Annotated in this window: 20 protein-coding genes and 1 riboswitch; of the genes, 19 read left to right on the top strand and 1 reads right to left on the bottom strand. The window is 42.8% G+C overall.

Annotated features, from left to right (window positions below; translation table 11 throughout):
* Nucleotides 1-149 precede the first annotated feature (149 nt).
* The 13 genes from acpS to rimI all read left to right on the top strand — a co-directional run bounded on the left by acpS (nucleotide 150) and on the right by rimI (nucleotide 10,689).
* Nucleotides 150-560 (top strand): holo-ACP synthase, encoded by a 411-nt coding sequence (gene acpS, locus ACPLOV_RS07270; RefSeq protein WP_424908923.1) that lies wholly within the window; start codon nucleotides 150-152, stop codon nucleotides 558-560.
* Nucleotides 520-2,079, top strand: coding sequence for an NAD(P)H-hydrate dehydratase (locus ACPLOV_RS07265; protein ID WP_424910910.1), 1,560 nt, complete (start codon nucleotides 520-522; stop codon nucleotides 2,077-2,079). The genes acpS and ACPLOV_RS07265 overlap by 41 nt, the downstream gene beginning before the upstream one ends.
* Nucleotides 2,080-2,114: 35 nt before the next feature.
* On the top strand, nucleotides 2,115-3,284 hold the full coding sequence (gene alr, locus ACPLOV_RS07260; RefSeq protein ID WP_424910909.1) for an alanine racemase: 1,170 nt from the start codon (nucleotides 2,115-2,117) through the stop codon (nucleotides 3,282-3,284).
* A 71-nt stretch (nucleotides 3,285-3,355) separates the two neighbouring features.
* Nucleotides 3,356-3,631, top strand: coding sequence for a CopG family ribbon-helix-helix protein (locus ACPLOV_RS07255; RefSeq protein ID WP_424908926.1), 276 nt, complete (start codon nucleotides 3,356-3,358; stop codon nucleotides 3,629-3,631).
* 1 nt (nucleotide 3,632) lies between these two features.
* Nucleotides 3,633-3,983: a type II toxin-antitoxin system PemK/MazF family toxin gene (locus ACPLOV_RS07250; protein ID WP_424907808.1), complete on the top strand. Its 351-nt coding sequence runs from the start codon at nucleotides 3,633-3,635 to the stop codon at nucleotides 3,981-3,983.
* A gap of 131 nt (nucleotides 3,984-4,114) precedes the next feature.
* Entirely contained in the window at nucleotides 4,115-5,329 is a 1,215-nt protein-coding gene (locus ACPLOV_RS07245; RefSeq protein ID WP_424908927.1) for an HD-GYP domain-containing protein, read from the top strand.
* 14 nt (nucleotides 5,330-5,343) lie between these two features.
* Complete coding sequence (locus tag ACPLOV_RS07240; protein WP_424908928.1) at nucleotides 5,344-6,054, top strand: gamma-glutamyl-gamma-aminobutyrate hydrolase family protein; 711 nt, start codon at nucleotides 5,344-5,346, stop codon at nucleotides 6,052-6,054.
* Nucleotides 6,051-6,872 (top strand): M55 family metallopeptidase, encoded by an 822-nt coding sequence (locus ACPLOV_RS07235; protein ID WP_424908929.1) that lies wholly within the window; start codon nucleotides 6,051-6,053, stop codon nucleotides 6,870-6,872. Before ACPLOV_RS07240 ends, ACPLOV_RS07235 begins: the two co-directional genes overlap by 4 nt.
* Nucleotides 6,873-6,886: 14 nt before the next feature.
* Nucleotides 6,887-8,041, top strand: a complete 1,155-nt coding sequence (locus ACPLOV_RS07230; RefSeq protein WP_424910908.1) for an amidohydrolase — start codon at nucleotides 6,887-6,889, stop codon at nucleotides 8,039-8,041.
* 99 nt (nucleotides 8,042-8,140) lie between these two features.
* Nucleotides 8,141-8,268, top strand: a riboswitch (FMN riboswitch).
* Nucleotides 8,269-8,362: 94 nt separating this feature from the next.
* Nucleotides 8,363-8,977 carry an ECF transporter S component gene (locus ACPLOV_RS07225; protein WP_424908931.1) on the top strand — a complete coding sequence of 205 codons (615 nt, stop codon included), beginning with the start codon at nucleotides 8,363-8,365 and terminating at the stop codon, nucleotides 8,975-8,977.
* Between the two features lie 95 nt (nucleotides 8,978-9,072).
* Nucleotides 9,073-9,528, top strand: coding sequence for a tRNA (adenosine(37)-N6)-threonylcarbamoyltransferase complex ATPase subunit type 1 TsaE (gene tsaE / locus ACPLOV_RS07220; RefSeq protein ID WP_424908932.1), 456 nt, complete (start codon nucleotides 9,073-9,075; stop codon nucleotides 9,526-9,528).
* Entirely contained in the window at nucleotides 9,525-10,271 is a 747-nt protein-coding gene (gene tsaB / locus ACPLOV_RS07215; protein ID WP_424908933.1) for a tRNA (adenosine(37)-N6)-threonylcarbamoyltransferase complex dimerization subunit type 1 TsaB, read from the top strand. Before tsaE ends, tsaB begins: the two co-directional genes overlap by 4 nt.
* On the top strand, nucleotides 10,225-10,689 hold the full coding sequence (gene rimI, locus ACPLOV_RS07210; RefSeq protein ID WP_424908934.1) for a ribosomal protein S18-alanine N-acetyltransferase: 465 nt from the start codon (nucleotides 10,225-10,227) through the stop codon (nucleotides 10,687-10,689). Before tsaB ends, rimI begins: the two co-directional genes overlap by 47 nt.
* 107 nt (nucleotides 10,690-10,796) lie before the next feature.
* Here the strand turns inward: rimI and tsaD are convergent, their stop codons facing one another.
* Nucleotides 10,797-11,807: a tRNA (adenosine(37)-N6)-threonylcarbamoyltransferase complex transferase subunit TsaD gene (gene tsaD, locus ACPLOV_RS07205; RefSeq protein ID WP_424910907.1), complete on the bottom strand. Its 1,011-nt coding sequence runs from the start codon at nucleotides 11,805-11,807 to the stop codon at nucleotides 10,797-10,799.
* A gap of 220 nt (nucleotides 11,808-12,027) precedes the next feature.
* Here tsaD and ACPLOV_RS07200 point away from each other — a divergent pair, with 220 nt between their 5' ends.
* The 6 genes from ACPLOV_RS07200 to ACPLOV_RS07175 all read left to right on the top strand — a co-directional run bounded on the left by ACPLOV_RS07200 (nucleotide 12,028) and on the right by ACPLOV_RS07175 (nucleotide 16,175).
* Nucleotides 12,028-12,726, top strand: a complete 699-nt coding sequence (locus ACPLOV_RS07200) for a FadR/GntR family transcriptional regulator (RefSeq protein ID WP_424910906.1) — start codon at nucleotides 12,028-12,030, stop codon at nucleotides 12,724-12,726.
* Between the two features lie 132 nt (nucleotides 12,727-12,858).
* Nucleotides 12,859-13,164 (top strand): (2Fe-2S)-binding protein, encoded by a 306-nt coding sequence (locus ACPLOV_RS07195; RefSeq protein ID WP_068748054.1) that lies wholly within the window; start codon nucleotides 12,859-12,861, stop codon nucleotides 13,162-13,164.
* Entirely contained in the window at nucleotides 13,161-14,252 is a 1,092-nt protein-coding gene (locus ACPLOV_RS07190) for an NAD(P)/FAD-dependent oxidoreductase (RefSeq protein ID WP_424908937.1), read from the top strand. The genes ACPLOV_RS07195 and ACPLOV_RS07190 overlap by 4 nt, the downstream gene beginning before the upstream one ends.
* 12 nt (nucleotides 14,253-14,264) lie before the next feature.
* Entirely contained in the window at nucleotides 14,265-14,759 is a 495-nt protein-coding gene (locus tag ACPLOV_RS07185; RefSeq protein ID WP_424908938.1) for a 4Fe-4S dicluster domain-containing protein, read from the top strand.
* 2 nt (nucleotides 14,760-14,761) lie between these two features.
* Entirely contained in the window at nucleotides 14,762-15,046 is a 285-nt protein-coding gene (locus tag ACPLOV_RS07180) for a (2Fe-2S)-binding protein (RefSeq protein ID WP_424908939.1), read from the top strand.
* Nucleotides 15,030-16,175 carry an NAD(P)/FAD-dependent oxidoreductase gene (locus ACPLOV_RS07175; RefSeq protein ID WP_424910905.1) on the top strand — a complete coding sequence of 382 codons (1,146 nt, stop codon included), beginning with the start codon at nucleotides 15,030-15,032 and terminating at the stop codon, nucleotides 16,173-16,175. The genes ACPLOV_RS07180 and ACPLOV_RS07175 overlap by 17 nt, the downstream gene beginning before the upstream one ends.
* Nucleotides 16,176-16,450 lie beyond the last annotated feature (275 nt).

Here is a 16,450-nt window from a genome sequence, read left to right as displayed (position 1 = left end):
TGTCAAAAAGAAGGTATTTTAAAGAGAAAAATCGAAAGTTTATATAAGTTTAATTTAATAATTTATCCTATTTTATTTTTTTCAACTGTAAGTATTTTATTATTGTATTTATATGGAAAAAATAATGTAAAACACCGGGGATGGTAATAATGGGTGTAGGAATTGACATTGTGGAAGTAGAAAGGGTAAAAAGAGCCTGCAAAAATAAAAGATTTTTAAAAAAAATTTTTACCGATAAAGAAATTAATAGTTTTAATGAAAATAAATTTTTCTTTCAAAGTGTTGCCGCAAGATTTGCCGCAAAAGAGGCGGTGGCAAAGGCCCTCGGGACGGGGATAGGAGAGGTAAGCTGGAGGGATATAGAAATACTGAAGGATGAGAAAGGAAAACCCCGGGTTTTTCTTTATGGAAAAGCAAAGGATAGATTTTTAAAAAAAGGCTTTAAACTCATAGATATTTCTTTAAGCCACACAAAGGAGTACGCCTGTGCGGTAGCCTGTATTATGGGAGGTCTTTTTGATGAAAGTGGTAATGCCGGAAACCATGAGGAAAATGGATAAACTGGCGATGGAAGACTTCCAGGTCCCGGGAATCGTGCTGATGGAAAATGCAGGTAAAGCTGTAGCTGATGTGGTAGAGAAAGCATATCAAAGGAAATGTTTTGCGTCAAAAAAAGTTTATATTTTTTGCGGCAAGGGCAATAACGGAGGAGACGGTTTTGTAGCGGCAAGGCATCTGAAAAATAAAGGTTTTTCGGTAGAGATTTTTATCCCGGAAAAAAAGGAAAGCATAGCGGGAGATGCCCTCATTAATTTGACAATCCTCGAGAAAATGAACGTTTCTTTGAATTATATTTTTTCAAACGAGCAGTTAAACAGGGCGTATGACCTCTTAAATAAGGACGATGGAAATTTTGCACTTATTGATGCTCTCTTTGGAACGGGCTTAAAGGGAGATATTGAAGGAAGGTATAAAGATGTAATAAATTTAATAAATAAGATGAAGGGTTACAAGGTGGCGGTAGATATACCTTCAGGCATCTGCGGAAGAACCGGTAAAGTGCTGGGAGAGGCGGTAAAAGCAGATGAAACGGTAACAATGGGTCTTTTAAAACCGGGACTGCTTTTATATCCCGGTGCGGTTTACGCCGGCAGGGTTACAGTTGCCGATATCGGTATGCCGGTGGATTTAATAGAAGAAATTGAACCGGAAGGTATTCTTTTAAACGAAGATTTTATAAAAAATCTTTTTATACCCTATCCTCCCAATGTCCACAAGGGTTTTTTCGGCAAAGTTTTTATTCTGGCCGGCTCAAAGGGTCTGACGGGGGCTGCAGCTTTATGCGCCCTTACTGCCCAGCGTTCGGGAGCAGGGCTTGTTACCCTTGGGGTGCCGGAAAGTTTGACTGCGGTTTTTGAGGTAAAGCTGACCGAAGTGATGAAAAAGCCGCTCCCCGATCAGGGAGGATGTATATCCTTGGATGCGCTGGACAAGGCTTTGGAGTTTTCACAAAAGGTCGATGTGGTCGCTGTCGGGCCCGGTTTATCTACCAATGAAAACACAAAAAAGTTCATCAGGGAATTTGTAAAAAACTGCAAAAAGCCTCTGGTTTTGGATGCGGACGGAATTAACGCATTTCAAAAACATCCCGAACTTTTAAGGGAAAAAGAGGGACAAATTATTTTAACTCCCCATTCCGGGGAACTGGCAAGGCTATTAAATACCTCACCGCAGGAGATAGAGGAAAACCGATGGCAAAAGGTGGTGGAGGCGGCGGATGAATTTAATTGCACGGTGGTTCTGAAAGGAGCAAGGACCCTTGTAAAATCACCGGATTCTCCGGTGTACATCAATCCCACCGGGAATCCCGGTATGGCCACCGGCGGTAGCGGGGATGTCCTTACGGGCATGATTGCGGCCTTTTTTGCCAGAAACCCGGACCCTTTAAAGGCTGCCTGTGCGGGCGTGTATATTCACGGTTTAGCAGGAGATATCGCAAGGGAGAAAAAAGGGGAAATTCCTCTGATTGCCGGTGATATATTGGATAATATACCGGAAGCTTTTTTGAAGATTTTTTAAGATAAATATAAATCTTTTTAAAAGAGGTGAGATAAATGAAAGAGTCCCTAAGGCCTACTAGAGCCGAGATTCTTTTGGACAATTTAAAACACAACATTAATGAAGTCCTGAGAGTGAAAAACAAAAATTCAAAGTTTTGTGCAGTGGTAAAAGCGGATGCGTACGGGCACGGAGCCTTTGAGGTATCCCGGGTAGCCCTTTCTATGGGAGCGGAATACCTTGCCGTCGCTTTTCTGGACGAGGCCCTCGCTTTGAGAAGAGAGGGTGTCAGGGCTCCCATCCTTATTTTGGGTTTTACACCGGAGGATCAGTTTGATAAAATAATAGAGAACAATATAACTCAGACCGTGTTCAGCGTAGAAATGGCCGAAAAGCTTTCCCTTAAAGCAGCACAAATGGGAAAGACTGTTAAGATTCATATTAAACTGGATACGGGCATGGGGAGAATAGGTTTTTTAGCGGATTCCCCTATTATTTCGGAAATAGAAAGGGTATTTGAACTCCCCGGTATCGAAGTGGAAGGCATTTTTACCCATTTTGCCAGGGCGGATGAAAAGGATAAGGGTTTTACCTTTGAACAGTTTTATAAGTTTATGGATGTCGTTGGCAGATTGGAAAATAAGGGATACAGGATTCCCATAAAACATGCCGCTAACAGCGCGGCGATTATCGACCTGCCCGAAACCCATCTGGATATGGTAAGGGCGGGAATAATGCTTTACGGATGCTATCCTTCCGATGAGGTGGATAAGGAAAAGGTAAAGTTAAAACCCGTAATGAGCTTTAAGACAAAGATTGCCCATTTAAAGGAGCTGGAAAAAGGAAAACCTGTAAGCTACGGTGGGACTTTTATAACTCAAAGAAGGAGCAGAATTGCTACACTTCCTGCCGGGTATGCGGATGGTTACTTCCGGCTGCTTTCTTCAAAAGGAGAGGTTTTTGTAAAAGACAAAAGGGCAAAAGTAGTGGGAAGGGTATGCATGGACCAGTGTATGGTAGATGTGACGGGGATCGAAGGACTGAAAGTGGGAGACGATGTAGAGCTTTTTGGCGATGGTAAAAATAACGGTGTAACGGCGGATGAAGTAGCAAAAATCATAGGTACGATTTCCTATGAGGTGCTGTGTGCCGTTTCTAAAAGGGTTCCAAGGGTTTATATAGAAGATGGTAAAATAATAAAGGTTAAAAATTATTTAACATCTTAGGTATATTTTTCTATTTTTATTCAAATAATTATAGTGATTTGTTTTTATAGATGCTCATAGGGGGTGCCGCTGTGGCCGGACTTGTAAAAATTACGGTGAGTTTGCCGGAAAACCTTTTGCGACAATTGGATGGAATTCTATCTTTGGAAAATAAAGATAGAAGCGAATTGATTCGGGATGCCATGATGCTTTATATAAAAGAAAGGGAAAGGCTCAGGATGAGAGAGCAGCTTAAATCGGGCTATATGGAAATGGCAGACATAAATTTAAAAATTGCGGAAATGGGAATCTGTCAGGACATTCAGGATTTCTTTTCCTATGAGTTAAGACTGTCGGAGCGTGAATGACGTGCTTGTCCGACGGGGAGATGTATTTTATGCGGATTTAAATCCCGTGGTAGGATCGGAACAGGGTGGAGTGCGCCCTGTCCTGGTGGTGCAGAACGATGTGGGAAATAAATACAGCCCGACGGTAATAGTTGCGGCAATTACTTCCCAGATCGACAAAGCCAAACTTCCTACCCACGTGGAACTTAAAAAAGAGGATTACGGATTGGAAAAGGATTCGGTGGTATTACTGGAACAGTTAAGGACAATCGATAAAAGGCGGTTAAAGGAGAAAATAACCTTTTTAGACAGTGAAATAATGGCAAAAGTGGATGAGGCCTTAAAAATAAGTCTGGGACTCGTAGACTTTTAATTTTTGGTAATTTAAAAAAAGCAGGAACACCTGCTTTTTTATTTTTTTCATAGGGAAAAAGTGTATTTATAAAAAATGTCAGTTTTGCTATAATTTTTTATGAGTCAAAAATAAAATATTTTGGAGGATTTATGAATATCGGACAGGAAAAAAAAGAACAATTTTTTTCCGAACTCATCGCGGCACTTTCGCTGATGATGGACCTGGATGAAAGCAAAAAAATTTACCATGCGTGGCGGGTAGCTCTTTTATGCGAAAAAATGGCAGAACATATTTTACCCGAATATAAAGCCCATATTTTTTATGCCGGCCTTTTACACGATATTGGGGCTATTTCCTTACCCGAGCATGTGGTGCACTATACAAACATAAAAGATCATTTTCGAAATCCAATTATTTTTAACCATCCCGTTAAAGGAGCGGAAATTGTAAGAGAAATTAAGCCTTTAAAGATTGCCGCCGGTATGATAGAGCACCACCATGAAAACTGGGATGGAAGCGGATACCCCAGGGGCACAGCCGGGGATGATATCAATATAGGCGGGCAGATTATTCATGCGGCGGACATTGTGGATATTTTGCTTAGGGAAACGAATTACAAGGAAGATGCGAAGGTTATTATAAAAAAACTTGAAGAAAGGCGGAATAAAGAAATATCCAGTTTAATTTTTGAGCTGACCGCCTTTATCCTGGAGGACAGGGACTTTTTTTTAATGCTTTCCGATGAGGAAAAGCTTTCAAAAATTTTTTATGAAACCCTCCAGAAACAAAGGCTTATAGATGCTGATGAATGCGGCGGAGATGCCCGGGATATTATAAGGGTATTCAGCCGGGTAATTGACGCAAAACACAACTATACGGCGGGGCATTCAGAACGGGTAGCCCTTTATTCGGTTAAAATTGCAAAGGGCCTGGGGCTACCTCATAAGGATTTATCGGATATAAAAATTGCCGCTTATCTGCACGACGCGGGCAAGGTAGCAATTCCCCGGTTCATCCTGGATAAACCGGGCAGACTAACGGATGAAGAGTTTAAGATTATGAAAATGCATCCGGTTTACACCGGGGATATAATGAGCATAGTTACGGAACTGCAAAGGATTATTCCAATATCTATTAACCATCATGAAAAATACGACGGTTCGGGTTACCCCCACGGGTATTACAGGGAGGAAATCCCTTTAGGAGCAAGGATTATGGCCATCGCCGATGCCTTCGACGCGATGACCTCTGAAAGACCCTATCAGAGGATCAAAAATGTCCATGAAGCCAGGGAAGAGATATTGAAAAATGCGGGAAAACAATTTGACCCGCATATAGCAAAGGAAGCGGTTAAGCTTCTTTAAAATGGGGGGTTTTTATGAGACCAAAGATAGCGCTTACTTCTTCTTATATCGAAGAAAAAGCCGTTCTCAATGAAGGATATTATTTAGCAGTGGAGAAAGCGGGAGGCATTCCTTTTATCACACCTCCTTTAGAGGAATTTACCCTGCAGGAAATTCTGGGATTTGTGGACGGGGTTTTAATTACAGGGGGGCCGGACGTGGATCCGCTCCTTTTTGGAGAGGATCCGGTAAAGGAACTGGGTGAGGTCAGCCCGGCCAGGGATAAGGCGGAAATTTTTCTCGTAAAGGAAGCGTTTAATAGAAATTTGCCCGTTATGGGCATCTGCAGGGGAATTCAGGTGATAAACGTGGCACTCGGGGGGAGCCTTTATCAGGATTTACCCTCCCAGCTTAAAGGCTCTATAAAACATTCGCAGAGTGCACCCAGATGGTACGCTACACACACGGTAAAGGTTCAGAAAGGGACGATCCTTTTTGAAATCTTTAATTCCGAAGAGGTAAAGGTAAACAGCTTCCACCACCAGGCTATAAAAAATATTTCTCCCCATCTTAAAGCGGTAGCCTATGCTCCTGACGGTGTGGTGGAAGCGGTGGAAGCGGTATCTCAGGACAAATTTATCCTGGGACTTCAGTGGCATCCCGAAGGCATGTGGCAAAAAGACCCGGTTCAATTAAAACCCTTTGAGAGGTTCATTGAGGAAATAAAAAGGAGGAAAGGTAGATGAAGATATTCATTTCTGCCGATATGGAGGGTATTTCGGGTGTGGTTTCTTCAAGCCATACGGAGCCCGGAAATAAAGAGTACGACAGGATGAGGCTTTTAATGACAAAAGAGGTAAATGCGGTTATTCAGGCGGCCTTTGACTTCGGGGCAACGGAAGTGGTTGTAAACGATTCCCATAATAATATGGACAATATCCTGATAGAAGAACTGGATAAAAGAGCGGTTCTTATTAGCGGAAGCCCCAAACCTCTAAGCATGATGGAAGGGATAGATGAAAGTTATAAGGCGGTTTTCTTTGTGGGATACCATGCGAGGGCGGGAACGGATAATGCAATTATGGATCATACCTATACATCAAAGGTGATGTACGCCAAAATAAACGGGAGGGAAATGAGCGAGGCGGGCCTCAATGGAAGGCTTGCGGGATATTACGGTGTTCCGGTAGCCCTTATCACCGGAGATCAAAATGCCGTCCTCTGTGCAAAGGAAGAGCTGCACCGGGATATCGTAGGCGTGGTTGTAAAGGAAGCGGTGGGAAGGTATGCAGCCAGGGTATTTCCCTTCGATATAGTTAAAAGGAAGATAGAAGAAGGGGTTAAGGAGGCATTGCTTAAGATTGATTCCTTTAAACCGGTAAAAGAAGAGGGCCCCGTAGAGCTTGAAGTTTCCTTTTTCAGGACGGTTATGGCGGATATGACCCTATTAATCCCCGGGACCAAAAAGAAGGACCCGAGGACGGTAATTTACACCGCAAAGGATTACTTAGAAGCCTATAAAGTTTTCCGGGCAATGCTCGCCATATCACCGGGTATTAATTAGGAAGGAGTGGTAAAATGCTTGCGGTAAAGGGTGGAAAAATTTATACAATGGCCAATAAAAGGGTAATAGAAGAAGGAGTAATTTTTATCGACGGCGGTAAAATTGTTGATGTGGCGGAAAGGGCTGAAATACCGGAGGGTGTTGAAGCAATTGACGCGAAAGGTAAGTACATATTTCCCGGTTTCATCGATGCCCACTGCCATATAGGGCTTTTTGAGGAAGGTGTGGGTGCCATAGGAGAGGACGGAAATGAGTGGACGGATCCGATAACTCCGCACCTACGGGCTATAGATGCCGTAAACCCTGCAGATGTGGCTTTTAAAGATGCCGTAAAGGGAGGCGTCACCGCGGTATTTACCGGCCCGGGCAGTGCCAACGTAATCGGGGGACAATCCGCCGCATTAAAAACCCATGGCAGGGTTGTAGATGAAATGATAATAAAATCTCCTGCGGGATTAAAGATCGCCTTTGGAGAAAACCCCAAAAGGGTTTACGGAGAGCAAAAAAAATCCCCTGCAACAAGAATGGCTACAGCCGCACTTTTAAGGGAGACCCTTTATAAGGCGAGAAATTACAAGCTCAAAAAGGAAAGGACAAAAGAGGGCGAAGTATTTGAAACGGATTTAAAAATGGAAATCCTTTGCGAAGTCCTTGACAAAAAGCTTCCCCTCAGGGCTCACGCTCACAGGGCAGATGATATAATTACCGCTATCAGGATAGCAAAGGAGTTTGATGTGGATCTGGTCATTGAACACTGCACCGAAGGGCACCTGATAGCCGATAAAATAGCAAAAGAAAATGTGCCTGCGGTGGTAGGGCCTTCCCTCACCTCCAAATCAAAGTATGAATTAAAAGACCTTACTTTTAAAACTCCGGGAGTTCTTGCGGAAAAGGGAGTAAAAGTCGCTATAATGACCGACCATCCCGTTATCCCCATTCAGTACCTTCCGCTTCTTGCCGCTCTTGCGGTGAAGGAAGGGATGAAAGAAGAAGATGCGTTACTTGCAATTACGAAAAATGCCGCTGAAATAATAGGTATTGCCGACAGGGTGGGCAGCATAGAAAAAGGAAAGGATGCGGACATCGTAATATGGGATAAATTCCCCTTTGACTTAATGGCAAGACCGGATATTGTGATTATAAATGGTGAGGTTGTGTATAAGAGATAATATTTTAAAAAAATTTAAAAATATTATATTTAATAATTCTTATATTGTGTAATTTTTAATTCTATGGTAATATATAAATGAAAATTTAAAAAAGGACCGAAAAACCTTCGGGGCAGGGTGAAATTCCCGACCGGCGGTGAGCCGAAAGGCGAGCCCGCGAGCCCTTCAGGGGCTGATCCGGTGAAATTCCGGAGCCGACGGTATAGTCCGGATGGGAGAAGGTTGATTTTATTTTGCGTAAATTTTTAAGCCCCGAAGATTCGGGGCTTAAATTTTTCTTAAAATCAATCTAACTAAATTAACTTAAAGGAGGAGTTTTCTATGTCATCCGTAAACGAAAAAAGCGTACAGAGCCTGAAGGATGTAAAAAATCTTACAAAAGTTGCGGTCCTCGGAGTTTTAGCCTTTTTCATAATGTCTTTTGAATTTCCACTGCCCTTTTTTGCGTCCTTCTTAAAAATTGATTTTGGCGATATACCCGCTCTGCTGGCGGGCTTTGCCCTTGGACCCTGGGCGGGTGCAGGAGTAGAGGTGCTGAAAAATATCCTTCACGCAATCTTTAAAAACCAGACGGCTTTTATAGGTGAAGCGGCAAACCTCTTGACGGGTATACTTTTTGTGGTCCCCGCATCCTACGTATACTGGATAAATAAAAACAGGAATACTGCTGTCATAGGAATGCTCCTGGGCACCGCCGCAATGGCTATCGGAATGTCTGTCGCCAATTACTATATTTTCATTCCGCTATATCAGAAGGTATTAAATATTCCCATGGATGTAATAGTATCGCTGGGGACAAAAGCCAATCCGAGGATAGTAGACCTTAAAACCCTTATAGTTTACAGCATTCTTCCCTTTAACATCCTGAAAGGTCTTTTGCTATCGCTGGTAACGCTGCTCATCTACAAGAGATTGTCCTTTTTACTGCACAGGTAAAAACAAAAGCCCCAATTTTGCGGGGCTTTATTTTTTTTATATTTTTTTTTGATATAATAAATGTAGAAAAAATAAAGAGATGGGGAAGGTAGTATATGGTTGTAGTCAGGACAAAAAGCGTGGAGGAAACCGAGAAACTGGGTTCGATTATTGGAAAGTTTTTGAGACCGAAAGATGTGGTAGCTCTGGTGGGCGAATTAGGTGCTGGCAAGACTGCTCTAACCCGTGGAATAGCGAAGGGAATGGGTATAAAGGAGTATGTGGTAAGCCCTACGTTTACAATAATAAATTTTTACAAAGGAGTTGTTCCCTTTGTACATGTGGATGCTTACAGGGTAGAAAGTGAAGAAGAACTGGAAGAGGCAGGATTTTCAGATTTTTTGGATGAGTGCGCCGTAGTTGTCGAGTGGGCGGACAAAGTAAAAAATCTTCTACCCGAATCTTCCCTCTGGATTGAGATTTATTACGTGGATACTATAGAAAGGGAATTCAGGATATACGGCAAAACACCGCTGGTATCCATTATTCAAAAGGAGTTGATGCAAAGTTGAAGATTCTCGGAATTGAAACTACTTCTAAGGGAGTGGGAGTTGCGGTTATTGAAAGAGGAAGGCTGATTGCGGAGTATTATTTAGAAACGGACAAATACACCCACTTGGAAAAACTGATCCCGATGGTGGATAAAGTTTTAAAAGACCTGAGGGTAAATCTTGAGGACATAAATGGGATTGCCGTTTCCGTAGGTCCCGGTTCCTTTACCGGGATAAGAATTGGAATTGCATGTGCTCAGGGTATATCCCAGGCTTTGAAAATACCCATAATACCGGTAAATACCTTGGACAGCTTAGCATACAATGTTAGAAGTGAAAGCCTGATATGTCCTGTAATAGATGCCCAGAGAAAGGATGTGTATGCTGCTCTTTTCCGGTGGGAAGGGGAGGAATTAGTAAAGGTTTGGGATTATGTGATCTTAAATTCGAAAGTATTATTGAAAAATTTAAGAGATTTAGAAAAGGAAGTAATTCTTGTGGGCGATGGTGCCCAAAAGGTTTTTGCGGTAGAAAATAATGACAATAATGTTAATTTATTACTTATCAAACAGGAATTATTGTATACCATGCCAAGGGCTTCTTCGGTGGCAATGATCGGATTCAATAAATTCTTGAGAGGGGAAAAATGCGACGGTTTTTCGGTAAAACCCTTTTACATGAGAAAATCTCATGCGGAAGAGAAATGGGAGGAAAGGCATGGAAAAGAAATACTTACCCGAGATTCAAATAGATTTGATGACTGAGGAGGATTTAAAAGAGGTTATAGAGATAGAAAAAAGGAGCTTTACAAATCCCTGGTCAAAGTATGCCTTTTTATCCGAGCTGAAGGAAAACCGCTTTTCCACCTATATAGTGATTCGGGCCGAGGGCAGGGTGGTAGGCTACGGGGGCATGTGGATAATCTTTGATGAGGCTCATGTAACAAATATCGCTGTGCTTCCGGAGTACAGAGGGCTGGGAATCGGAGAGCTTATCATGAGGACGCTTATCGACTTAGCAAAAAAAAGAAGCGTCATGAAGATGACCCTGGAGGTTAGAAAAAGTAATTTTGTTGCCCAGAATTTATATCAAAAGCTTGGCTTTAAACCTACGGGCATTAGAAGAGGATATTATACGGACAACAATGAAGATGCAATTATCATGTGGAAAGACATTGAATAAATGTTTGTTATCCACATATTCACATAGTTATCCACAGGTTGAGCTTTGAATTTTTCTTTTTTGCAAAACTTATCCACATTATCCCCATAAAAAGTTTCCACAGCTCATCAAAAATCGGATACGGCATAGGCATCCAAGGAAAAATCCGATATTTTGCCATCAAGAAAATAATAATACCCGGCGCAGGCTATCATAGCAGCATTGTCGGTGCAGAATTCCACGGGTGGAAAGTGAACTTTTATCCCCAGATCCTGGCTTAATTTCAAAAATTCCTGCCTCAGCCTTTTATTTGCCGCTACCCCTCCGGCTAAGGCCAGGGTATCCGCTTTTATTTGCATAACCGCCTGCCTTGTATTTTCTGCCAGGGCTTTTACTACAGCCTTCTGGAAACTTGCCGCTACGTCCTCGGTTTTTACCATTATTCCCTTTTGCCTTTGCTGGTTTAAATAATTTAATACCGCGGTTTTTAACCCGCTGAAGCTGAAATCCAGCTCTGAACCCTTTATTTGAGCTACCGGGAAGGTAATTGAATCCTCATTTCCAGCCTCAGCCGCCTTTTGAATGGCAGGGCCTCCGGGATATCCCAGGCCTAAGGCTCTTGCTACCTTGTCAAAAGCCTCTCCTGCGGCGTCATCTATGGTTTTTCCGAGGATTTTAAACTTACCGTAGTCGTCTACCCGGAAAAGGTGAGAGTGACCCCCGGATACCACCAAACATAAAAAAGGCGGAGAAAAGTTTGTTTCCAAAAAATTGGCGTAAATATGTCCGGCAATGTGATTTACCCCTATAAGGGGTTTTTTTGCTGCATAGGAAAGGCCTTTTGCATAAGAAACACCCACCAGAAGGGCGCCGATGAGACCCGGTCTGTTGGTAACGGCTATTACATTTATTTCTTTAATGCTGAGGTTTGCTTTTTTTAATGCCTCCTCTACGACATAGCAAATTTTTTCAAGATGCGCCCGGGAGGCCAGCTCGGGAACAACGCCTCCAAACTTTTTATGAGCTTCAATTTGGCTAAAGATAATATTTGATAGAACCTTCCTGCCGTTTAAAACCACCGCTGCGGAGGTTTCATCGCAGGAAGTTTCTATACCGAGGGTTAATACATCCTTAGACAAGATTTTTCCTCCTTTTGAAAATTTCAGGAATAATGATAACACAGGGTAATAAGAAAAGCAATTGTGATAATATTAACAAAAATAAAAACAAATTAAAAAAATTATATTATTCATGCAGGAATTTTATTTTCCATATCGAATATATTAATTAAAACTGGGCTACCAAGTAACCCTGAAAAAGATTATAAATATAGATTATAAATATAAAGAAGGTGAGGTATTGAATTTCAAAAAAGTAAGAAATGTAAGATTGTATGAAACTATTATTCAACAGATCAGGCAAATGATCGATGAGGGGAAACTTCAGCCCGGTGATAAGTTTCCTTCGGAAAGGGAATTGATGGTGCAGATGGGGGTAAGCCGATCTATATTGAGGGAGGCTTTCAGGGTTCTTGAATCCCGCGGGCTGGTAGAGTCGAAACCGGGGGGTGGAAGGTATTTAAGAAATGTTTCGGGGTTTCAACTTATCACCTGCTCCGCAGAGGATATAGAAAGGGACGCACTGCTGGAAGTCGTAGAAGCCAGGGAAATAATTGAGGTAAAAATTGTAAGGCTTGCGGCAAAAAGGGCTACCGAAGAGGAAATAGAAAGATTGGTGGAACTGGATAAAGAATTTCACGGGAACGATATGTCGATTAGAGAATACATGGATAAAGACAGGGATTTATTTTTCCACTTAGCCATTGCGGAAAGTGCTCATAATTTTATCTTAAAAGAAGTAATAAGCCATATTCTCAACATAAGCAAGGAACTGAGAGAAAAAACCATCCTTGACTACGACGATTGGCTGAATTTGTGCAAACAGCACGGAGATATCGTTAGGGCGATTGTGAAGAGGGACGAAGAAGAAGCAGCGAAGAAAATGGCCCTTCATTTGAGCGAGCTGAGGAGAGACCTCTTAAAAAGGTGTTTTAGCTAAGGGGCAAGAAGTAGATTGAGGTTAAAATGCGAGCAAAATTGTCTAAACATTAACAAAACCGCAAAATCAATAAAAAGTTAAAAACCTTTATAAATATATAAAAACAATGAATTATATGAAGGAGGTATAATGATGAGAATAGAAAAGCACCCCATTTTAACCTTTGAAAGGGGGCGTGAAGTGGAATTCACCTTCAACGGCAAAAAGATGAAGGGATATGAAGGTGAACCCATTGCTGCAGCTCTTCATGCGAATGGAGTAAGGGTGTTGAGCCACAGTAAAAAACTTCACAGGCCCCGCGGATTTTACTGCGCAATTGGGAACTGTTCCTCCTGTCTGATGACGGTTAATGGAGAACCCAATGTAAGGGTATGCGTGGAAAAGCTGAGAGAAGGAATGGTAGTGGAAACCCAGGAAGGAAGAGGTGATTTAAAATGATTAGAACTGAGGTAGCGGTAGTTGGTGGAGGGCCTGCAGGATTAATGGCATCCCTTGCAGCAGCAAAAATGGGTGCAAACGTTACACTCATAGACAGAAATTCCAGGCTTGGCGGACAGCTGGTAAAACAAACCCACATGTTCTTTGGTTCGGAAAAACAGTACGCCTCCATCAGAGGTGTGGATATAGGAAAATTTTTAGCCTCCGAGGTAGAAAAAAATCCTAAGATTAAAACAATGCTCGATTCTACGGTGGTAGCCTATTATCCCGATGACGGGGTTTTAGGAGTCGAAGTGGAAGAGAAAAAATGGGTAAAAATGAAGGCGGACAGAATAATAATCGCCACCGGTGCTTCGGAAAGATTTTTACCCTTTGAAAATAACGACCTACCCGGGATATACGGTGCTGGTGCCGTGCAGACTCTAATGAACGAACACGGGGTACTTCCCGGTAAAAATGTGCTTATGGTAGGTGCAGGAAACATCGGACTTATAGTCAGTTATCAGCTTATGCAGGCGGGTGTAAATGTAAAAGCCATTATCGATGCGGCGCCCCGTATTGGCGGATACTGGGTACATGCTTCAAAAGTCGCAAGACTCGGCATTCCTATACTTACCTCCTATACTGTAAAAGCAGCTTATCCCAACGAAATGACCGGTGCCCTCGAAAGGGCTGTCATCTGGAAGGTGGATGATAAATGGCAGCCCGTTCCCGGAACGGAAAAGGTCTTCAATGTGGATGTCATGTGCATTGCCGTAGGACTTTCACCTTTGGCGGAGCTTTTGTGGCAGGCAGGGTGCCAGATGGTATATGTTCCGGAACTGGGTGGTCACGTTCCTCTAAGGAATGAAAATATGGAAACTACGGTACCCGGAATATATGTAGCCGGCGATGTAGCGGGTGTGGAAGAAGCGTCCAGCGCCATGATGGAAGGTGAGCTGGCCGGACTCTCGGCAGCAAAAAGCCTGGGCTACGACGACGGTACCTATGAGGACAAAAAGAATGCGGTACTGAGAGAACTTGATACACTGCGTTCTGGACCTGTAGGAGAGAAAATAAGAAAAGGCCTATCAAGGGTTATTATATAGGAGGTGCTTAATATGCTTGCTAAAAACGGAATCCCGGAAATGGAAGAATTAAGCTTTAGGATTCCACCAAAAGAAAGGCTGGCAAAAGGGCCGGTAGTAATGGTGGAATGTTTCCAAAGAATTCCCTGCAATCCCTGTGCTAAAGCGTGTAAATCCGGAGCCATAACCCTTGGGGATGACATAAACAACTTGCCCGAGGTGGATTACGAAAAATGCACGGGGTGCGCTCTCTGCGTAAGCAAATGCCCCGGACTCGCTATATTTATAATAGATGAAACCTACTCGGAAAAGGAAGCGACAGTTTCTTTACCTTTCGAATTCCTTCCCCTTCCTGCCGAAGGAGATGAAGTGGACGTGCTCGACAGGTCGGGTAAAGTAGTCGGGAAAGGAAGGGTTTTGAAGGTAAGGAATGGGAAATACGAGGATAAAACACCCGTGATCACGGTGGCTGTACCGAAGGAACTCTCCATGGTGGTCAGGAACATAAGGGTTGGAGGTGGAAAATAATTATGAAGAGCAAGACCATAATCTGCCGTTGTGAGGATGTCACCCTTGAGGAAATCGAGGCATTAATAGAAAAGGGTTATACTACTATGGATGAAATAAAAAGGATTACCCGGTGCGGAATGGGACAGTGTCAGGGGAGAACCTGCAGGTCGCTGCTTTTAGCAGAACTTGCTAAGGCCACAAAGACCAATCCTGCCGATATAAAGATAACCACCTTTAGGCCCCCGGCAAAAAATATAAAGATGGCTGCAATTTTAGGAGGTGTCGAGAATGAAGAAAACAGCTGAAATTGTAATCATCGGCGGAGGTATGGCGGGGCTTGCAACTGCCTATAATCTTGCGGCTATGGGGATGAAAGACATAGTCGTATGCGAGAAGAGCTACCTTATGAGCGGCTCTACGGGAAGATGCGGAGCTGGAGTTAGAGCTCAGTGGGGAACGGAGATGAACTGCCTTCTCGGTAAGGCTTCCATAGAGATTTTTGAAAACTTAAACGAAATACTGGACTATGAAGGGGATATAGAATTCAAGCAGGGCGGATACCTTTTGATGGCAATTACCGAAAAGGAAGTGGAGCAATTTAAAAAGAATATAGCATTGCAGAACAGCCTGGGAATAAATTCGGTATTGTTAACACCTCAGGAAGCCCTTGATATAGTACCCGAATTGAATATAGAGGGAATTCTGGCATGTGCTTTTCATCAGAAGGATGGACATGCGAATCCCTTCCATACAATGATAGCTTATGCGGAAGCGGCAAAGAGGCTCGGCGTAGAGATAAACACCTTTACCGAAGTTACCGGAATTATAGTTGAAAACAACCGGGTTAAAGGAGTAAGGACCAATAAAGGAGATATAATGACGGAAAAAATCCTTATAGCTGCCGGTGCATGGTCGAGAGATATAGGAGCTATGGCGGGAGTAGATATACCGGTAAGACCGGAAAGGCACCAGATACTGGTTACCGAACCGGTAAACCCCAAACTCGGCCCCATGATAATGTCCTTTGCCGGAAACATATATTTGCAACAGGAACCCGGAGGAGAATTCATTATGGGATTCGGCCCTGCTGAACACGAAACCTACAGCGTAACCTCCACCTGGGACTTTATCGAGACCATGTGCAAAAAGGCGGTAAGGTATCTTCCCTATATGAAAAACATAAGGATAGTCCGCCAGTGGTCCGGGCTTTACGAAATGTCCCCCGATGCTCAGCCAATTCTTGGCAAGGCGGACAGCGTAGAAGGAGTATATATTGCGACAGGTTATTCCGGCCACGGCTTCATGTTTGGACCGATAACCGGTGTTTTAATGGCCCAGTATATTCTCGGTATGCCCACTTCAATTCCTATTGATAAATTAGACCTGGGCAGGTTTGAAAGAGGAGAGCTCATATTCGAGCCTTCGGTAGTATAATAAAATATATAATAAAATATAAATGAATAGTCGTATAAAATAGCAGGAGGCCCGCCCGCAACAGGGCGGGCTTTTTGGTGATAATCTTGCTGAATATATTAAAAAGCAAGCATAACAGAGCAAAAAGGAATAAAAAGAAGGATAGAATAAAAAGATGGGAATAAAATCAGGATAATTGTCGAATATGGAAGAATTATGGTATTGAAATAAGTGATGAAGATATGATATATTACAAAAGCGCGCCGTTGAGGCGCAAGAGACGAAGGAAAAGACGA

The sequence above is a fragment of the Thermovenabulum sp. genome (genome assembly GCF_049723235.1).
Classification (GTDB): Bacteria; Bacillota; Thermosediminibacteria; order Thermosediminibacterales; family Thermosediminibacteraceae; genus Thermovenabulum.
This window is presented reverse-complemented; position numbering and strand designations above follow the sequence as displayed.

Coding starts and splice junctions, on each gene's coding strand:
- ACPLOV_RS07245 (WP_424908927.1), top strand. CDS start 4,115: ATGAATATCGGACAGGAAAAAAAAGAACAATTTTTTTCCGAACTCATC.
- rimI (WP_424908934.1), top strand. CDS start 10,225: ATGGAAAAGAAATACTTACCCGAGATTCAAATAGATTTGATGACTGAG.
- alr (WP_424910909.1), top strand. CDS start 2,115: ATGAAAGAGTCCCTAAGGCCTACTAGAGCCGAGATTCTTTTGGACAAT.
- ACPLOV_RS07235 (WP_424908929.1), top strand. CDS start 6,051: ATGAAGATATTCATTTCTGCCGATATGGAGGGTATTTCGGGTGTGGTT.
- ACPLOV_RS07230 (WP_424910908.1), top strand. CDS start 6,887: ATGCTTGCGGTAAAGGGTGGAAAAATTTATACAATGGCCAATAAAAGG.
- ACPLOV_RS07180 (WP_424908939.1), top strand. CDS start 14,762: ATGAAGAGCAAGACCATAATCTGCCGTTGTGAGGATGTCACCCTTGAG.
- ACPLOV_RS07190 (WP_424908937.1), top strand. CDS start 13,161: ATGATTAGAACTGAGGTAGCGGTAGTTGGTGGAGGGCCTGCAGGATTA.
- ACPLOV_RS07240 (WP_424908928.1), top strand. CDS start 5,344: ATGAGACCAAAGATAGCGCTTACTTCTTCTTATATCGAAGAAAAAGCC.
- ACPLOV_RS07185 (WP_424908938.1), top strand. CDS start 14,265: ATGCTTGCTAAAAACGGAATCCCGGAAATGGAAGAATTAAGCTTTAGG.
- ACPLOV_RS07195 (WP_068748054.1), top strand. CDS start 12,859: ATGAGAATAGAAAAGCACCCCATTTTAACCTTTGAAAGGGGGCGTGAA.
- ACPLOV_RS07175 (WP_424910905.1), top strand. CDS start 15,030: ATGAAGAAAACAGCTGAAATTGTAATCATCGGCGGAGGTATGGCGGGG.
- acpS (WP_424908923.1), top strand. CDS start 150: ATGGGTGTAGGAATTGACATTGTGGAAGTAGAAAGGGTAAAAAGAGCC.
- ACPLOV_RS07225 (WP_424908931.1), top strand. CDS start 8,363: ATGTCATCCGTAAACGAAAAAAGCGTACAGAGCCTGAAGGATGTAAAA.
- ACPLOV_RS07265 (WP_424910910.1), top strand. CDS start 520: ATGAAAGTGGTAATGCCGGAAACCATGAGGAAAATGGATAAACTGGCG.
- tsaE (WP_424908932.1), top strand. CDS start 9,073: ATGGTTGTAGTCAGGACAAAAAGCGTGGAGGAAACCGAGAAACTGGGT.